The 5166-nt window shown below is 71.1% G+C and carries 7 protein-coding genes; 5 read left to right on the top strand and 2 right to left on the bottom strand.

All coding sequences use genetic code 11. The annotated features are described in order from the left end of the window. Positions 1-92: 92 nt before the first annotated feature. Positions 93-1196, top strand: a complete 1104-nt coding sequence (locus ACIQU4_RS42235; protein ID WP_403743244.1) for a serine hydrolase domain-containing protein — start codon at positions 93-95, stop codon at positions 1194-1196. Positions 1197-1215: 19 nt separating this feature from the next. Here the strand turns inward: ACIQU4_RS42235 and ACIQU4_RS42230 are convergent, their stop codons facing one another. Continuing rightward, positions 1216-1788 carry a TetR/AcrR family transcriptional regulator gene (locus ACIQU4_RS42230; RefSeq protein WP_403743241.1) on the bottom strand — a complete coding sequence of 191 codons (573 nt, stop codon included), beginning with the start codon at positions 1786-1788 and terminating at the stop codon, positions 1216-1218. A gap of 125 nt (positions 1789-1913) precedes the next feature. On the opposite strand from ACIQU4_RS42230, the gene ACIQU4_RS42225 reads away from it, so the two are divergent. After that, positions 1914-2363, top strand: a complete 450-nt coding sequence (locus ACIQU4_RS42225; RefSeq protein WP_403743236.1) for a nuclear transport factor 2 family protein — start codon at positions 1914-1916, stop codon at positions 2361-2363. Positions 2364-2413: 50 nt separating this feature from the next. On the opposite strand, the gene ACIQU4_RS42220 is transcribed toward ACIQU4_RS42225, so the two are convergent. Further along, on the bottom strand, positions 2414-2548 hold the full coding sequence (locus ACIQU4_RS42220; RefSeq protein WP_403743233.1) for a hypothetical protein: 135 nt from the start codon (positions 2546-2548) through the stop codon (positions 2414-2416). Positions 2549-2736: 188 nt separating this feature from the next. On the opposite strand from ACIQU4_RS42220, the gene ACIQU4_RS42215 reads away from it, so the two are divergent. The 3 genes from ACIQU4_RS42215 (at position 2737) to ACIQU4_RS42205 (ending at position 5078) form a co-directional block, all read left to right on the top strand. Next, the gene (locus ACIQU4_RS42215) at positions 2737-3129 is read left to right on the top strand and encodes a hypothetical protein (RefSeq protein ID WP_403743230.1); all 393 of its coding nucleotides are present in this window, start codon (positions 2737-2739) and stop codon (positions 3127-3129) included. Between the two features lie 132 nt (positions 3130-3261). Beyond that, positions 3262-3867: a chorismate pyruvate-lyase family protein gene (locus tag ACIQU4_RS42210; protein ID WP_403743227.1), complete on the top strand. Its 606-nt coding sequence runs from the start codon at positions 3262-3264 to the stop codon at positions 3865-3867. Continuing rightward, on the top strand, positions 3864-5078 hold the full coding sequence (locus ACIQU4_RS42205) for an FAD-dependent monooxygenase (protein WP_403743225.1): 1215 nt from the start codon (positions 3864-3866) through the stop codon (positions 5076-5078). The genes ACIQU4_RS42210 and ACIQU4_RS42205 overlap by 4 nt, the downstream gene beginning before the upstream one ends. The last annotated feature ends 88 nt before the right edge of the window (positions 5079-5166 follow it).

Here is a 5166-nt window from a genome sequence, read left to right as displayed (position 1 = left end):
AGCATCCGGGCGACCACCGCCTACGGCGACATCACCGCCCGCAGCCTCTGACCCCCGACAACCCCGACAACCCCCGAAGGAAGACCACCATCATGACCAACGTGACCAAGACGACCGACCGCCCGGAACTGCAGAAGGCCATCGAGGCGTTCGTCGACGCCGGCTTCGCCGGAATACAGATGCGCGTGCACGACGAGCAGGGCGAGTGGGTCGGCAGCGCCGGGGTGCGCAGGCCGGGCGAGACCGCGAAGCCGCCGACGGACGGGCACTTCTGGGCGGGCAGCGTCGCCAAGCCCTTCACCGCGACCGCGGTGCTCCAGCTGGTGGCCGAGGAGCGGATCGCGCTGGACGCCCCGGTGGCCGACCATCTGCCCGAGCTCGGGCTGGACCGGCGGATCACGGTACGGATGCTGCTCCAGCACACCAGCGGGCTGTTCAACTACACCGGCGAGTACTACGAGGACGGTACGTTCGTGCCCGGGATCCCCGCCACGGGCAAGGAGTGGGTCGACAACCGGCTGCGCACCTACCGCCCGCAGGAACTGGTGGCCCTGGCCCTGTCCAAGCCGGCCCGGTTCGAGCCGGGGACGGGCTTCAGCTACTCCAACACCAACTACACCCTCGCGGCCCTGCTGATCGAGCAGGTCGCCGGCCGCTCCTACGCCGAGGAGATGCGGCGCCGGATCCTGCAGCCGCTCGCGCTGCGGAACACCGTACTGGGCGGCAACAGCCCGGAGCTCCCCGAACCGCACGCCCACGGCTCCTACCGCTACCAGGACGCCGACCAGTGGCAGGTGGCCGACGTCACCCGCCAGAACCCCTCCATGCTGTTCGCCGCCGGTGACGCGATGACGACGACCCGGGACCTCCACACCTTCTTCTCCGCACTGAACAGCGGCAAGCTCCTGCCGGCCCCGCTGCTGGCCGAGATGCGCAAGCCGCACGGGGAACTCGGCTACGGCCTCGGCCTGTTCGTCCAGGACCTCGGCCCGGACCACGGCGGTACCGTCTACCACCACAACGGCGGCGCCCCCGGCGGCTACGGTGCCCTGATGTACAGCACGCCCGACGGCAGCAAGACCCTGACCGCCGGCCTGACCACCGGTGACGCCGCGGTCGACCCGGCACAGGCCTTCCCCAAGGCCTTGGACGCCCTGGTCAAGCAGGTCTTCACCGCCACCCGGCCCTCAGCCTGACCCAAGCCGTCCGAGCCGGTCAGCGGGGACGCAGTCCGTCGAAGACCACCTCGAAGATCCGCTCCCGGGCCGCCGGGTCCGCACCGAGCTGCTCCAGCATCGCGCCGGTACCGACCAGCAGGGCGAGCAGCTCCGGCAGGCACAGCTCCGGTCGGACCACCCCGGTCTGCTGTGCCGCGGACAGCAGACCGGCCAGCCGGGCCTGGATCTCCCCGGTCGGCTCCCGCAGCGCCGCGTGTACGTCCACACCGGCCGCCGCGAGCGCGTGGGCGAACTCGTTCTTGCCCGCCGACCGTTCCACCACCAGGCGGAAGCAGGAGAAGAAGGCCTCAGCCGGATCGGCCTGCGCCGCCAGCCTTGCGGTCATGGCCGACATCTCCTCCAGCCGGCGCACCATCACCGCCTCCAGCAGCGCCTCCTTGGTCGGGAAGTGCCTGAAGAGCGTGCCGACGCCGACCCCGGCGGCCCGGGCGATCTCCTCGGTCGGCACACCGACGCCGCGGCTGGTGAACACCTCCGTGGCGACATCGAGCACCCTGGCCCGGTTGCGGGCCGCGTCCGCCCGCAGTGGGCGCTCCTGACTGCCACTCATACCTCGTCTGCCTTCCACGTGTCGGCGGCGGCAGAACCCTCTAGACAACCGGAGTCGCCAGTCCGTATCGTTGAAAACGGAGCCGCTAGTCCGATTCTAGTGGCTGATCCCGCCGGAGGTTGATCATGCCCAAAACGCTGTCACCGCGAGAGGTCTCCCAGGAGCTGCTGGAGCGCATCGGCGCGGGGCGGTACCCGGAACTGGCCGAGCTCTACGCGGACGACGCCGTGGTGGAGACCGTCTTCGAGCCGGTCGGGCCGCGCCGGTTCGAGGGCCGGGCCGTGATCGAGGAGCGCTTCGCGCAAGTCGCCGCGGGTTCGCCCGTGGAACTGACCCCGGCGAACGTCGTGATACGGGGGACGGACGACCCGGAGGTGGTCGTCGCCGAGTGGGACTACCGGGTGCACCACCGCGTGACGGGTCGGACCTTCACCAGCGCCAACATCCAGGTACTGCGCGTCCGCGACGGCCTGATCGTCGCCAGCCGGGACTTCCACGACCACCTGGCCCTCGTCATGGCCGGAGACCACCTGCCCCAACTGGTCCAGGCACTGGAGACCAAGCACCACGGGTAAGGCCGCACCCGGCCGCATCCGGCGCGGTCGCCCCGCAGGCCGCGAACGTTTCACGCCTGCTCGGCCTCGTGGCAGGCGCCGAGCCGACTCAAGAACGGCTCGCAGGCCTCCACGGCGCCTTCGCAGTCGTCGTCGAACTCGAACAGTGCACAGATCGCCTCGACGGCGTGGTCCAGGGCGCCCACAACACGGTCGCCTCCGGAAGGTCCTCCGGCCGCCCCGGACGATGAATCTTCATGCCCATCTCGTATCCTCCAGTCCTTGCATCCGGCCGTAGACACCATCGTCGCCGGCATGGACGTGAGGATGACGTCGCGGGATGCTCGTCCCACGAAGGGTGCGCAGTGGCACCGGGGCAGAGGAGAAGAAGCAAGTGATCAGTCGCTGGATCGTCCGTGCCATACCCGCGCTCGTTCTGGCCGGGCTGCTGCTGAGTCCGCAGGCTGCGGCCCAGGCCGCACCGGTGACGGCTCGTCCGCTCGCGGCCGCCGGCGGCGCTGCGCAGCTCGCGTCCCAGGGCGCACCGGCCCAGGAGGCGTCCGCGCAGGTCCGGTACTCGGCCGTCGGCTCCGCCAACCTCGTCGACGGGGACAAGAAGAAGGACAAGAGCAAGGACAAGGGCAAGAGCAAGAGCAAGAAGAAGGGACTCTTCAAGAAGTTGGGCATCGCCGCCCTCATCGGCACCGTGCTCATCGTTCTGCTCGTCATCGCCATCATCGTCGCGATCGTCTTCGCCGTCCGGCGCCGCCGCCGCAGGGAGGCATAGCCGCCCCTCGCGGGGACTTGCCGGTTCCTTCGGGGAGTTGGCGGATTGGCAGGGGCATCCTCTGGCGGGCGGAGCGGGCGTACCAGAATCTGAACCACGCCCACTTCCTCTCACCTAGCCCTCTGAGGTGCCATGCCCACGCTGACGATGCCATCCGTTCGGTTCCCGGAAGTCCTCCCGGACGGCTTCGCCGTCCCCGGGACCGGGGAGACGGGCGAAGAGCTCGACCGGTTCGCCCACACCAGCACTCGGCTGCTCCTCGGCACCGACGGGCTCACCACGCCCCTGCTGGAGGCATGGGTCGGCTCCGTGGTCTCGGTCCGCCGGATGAGCCACCGCTTCGTCCGCGCCTGCGAAGCTCCCGTGGGTGCGGCGGAGCTGCTGGAGGCCGCGTCCGACGAGATCCTGCTGGAGCGACGCTCCGTACTGGCCTCGTCGAGCGGGGTGGACCTCTCCCGGAACGTGGTCGTGGCCCGGCCCAGCCTGTCCGCGGCTGCCGAACAGTGCCTCACCGACCCGTCGGCGCCGATCGGCCGGATGCTCCAGGCCGCCGGAACCGGCCGGCGGCGCACGATCGTCGAGGTCGGCCTGCACACCTGGGGAGGAGAGCCCGCGGCGTACAAGACGTACCTCCTGTGGCACGGCGAGCAGCCGCTGGCCACCATCACCGAGCTGTTCAACCCGGACATCGTCCCCGCCACCCTGCGCGCCCCCCTCGCCCCGGCGGGCCGGTCGTGAGCGCGCCCCGACGCCACGTACAGGTGGCGATCGTCGGCGCCGGGCCCGCCGGACTGGTACTGGCCAACGTGCTGCACCGGGCCGGTGTCTCGGTCGAGGTCCGGGAACGGGCCGGCCGGGCCGAGGTGGAGCAGCAGGCCCGGGCGGGCCTGATCGAGCACCGGGTGGTGGAGTACCTGCGCGAGCACGGACTCGCCGATCGGCTGCTGGCCGAGGGCGGCCGGCACGAGTGGTGCGAGTTCGTGTGCCTCGGGGAGCGGATCCGCATACCGTACGGAGCCCTCTCCGGCGGAGCCGGGCACTGGGTGTATCCGCAGCAGTTCCTGGTGCGCGACCTGATCGCCTCGTTCGAACAGAGCGGTGGCGCGGTGCGGTTCGACTGCCCCGTCCTCGAAGTGGACACCTCGGGACCCCGCCCGCTCGTCCGTTGTCCGGACGACGTCCTGGAGGCCGAGCACGTCGTGGGCTGTGACGGTCCGCGCAGTACGGTCGCGCAGGCGTTCCCCGCCGACGCGGACGGAGCGGTCGAACGGCGGTACCCGTACGACTGGCTGACGGTGCTCGCCGAGGTGGACCGTCCCGTGGACGGCATCCGGTACGCCCTCCACGAGGCGGGCTTCGCCGGGATGATGCCCCGCACGCCCCGGCTGGCACGCTTCTACCTCCAGGTCCCGCCGGAGGCGGACCTCGCGGACTGGACCGAGTCGCGCATCCGCGAGCAGCTGTCGCTGCGGCTGCAGCTGGAGGCGGGGGACCCCGAGCTGGGCGCCTTGACCGAGGTCGGCATGCTGCGGCTGCGGGGCCGGGTCCGGGAGCACGTACGGGCCGGCCGGCTGCTGCTGGCCGGGGACGCGGCGCACGTGCTGACGCCCTCGGGAGCCAAGGGGCTCAACCTGGCGGTGGCCGATGTCGCCGACCTCGCGGACAGCCTGCTGCGCTACCACCGTGACGGCGAGGGCGAGGGCGCCTTGGAGGACTACGACCGGCGCCGCCATCAGGCCGCCTGGACCACGCAGGAGTTCTCCGACCGGCTGCTGGACCTGCTGCACCTGCCGTCGGGAGACACGGCGGAGTCCGCCTTCGGCCTGCGGCTGCGCCGGGAACGGATCGCCCGCCTGTCCGCTCCGGGCCCCGAGGGCGAGGAGTTCGCCCGTTCCTACAGCGGCGCCGGCCGACTCCACCCCGCACCGGTACCCGTACCCGTGGCCTAGGTGTTCTGTCCAGGGAGGTTGTGGACGGGTGATGCAGGTCTCGGCTGAGGTGTCTTGAACGGGTGAGGGCCTTCCGGGTTCGGTGTGG

Source organism: Streptomyces sp. NPDC090741 (assembly GCF_044769045.1).
GTDB lineage: Bacteria > Actinomycetota > Actinomycetes > Streptomycetales > Streptomycetaceae > Streptomyces.
Note: the sequence above shows the minus strand (reverse complement) of the source record. Positions and strands in the feature narration are given on the sequence as shown.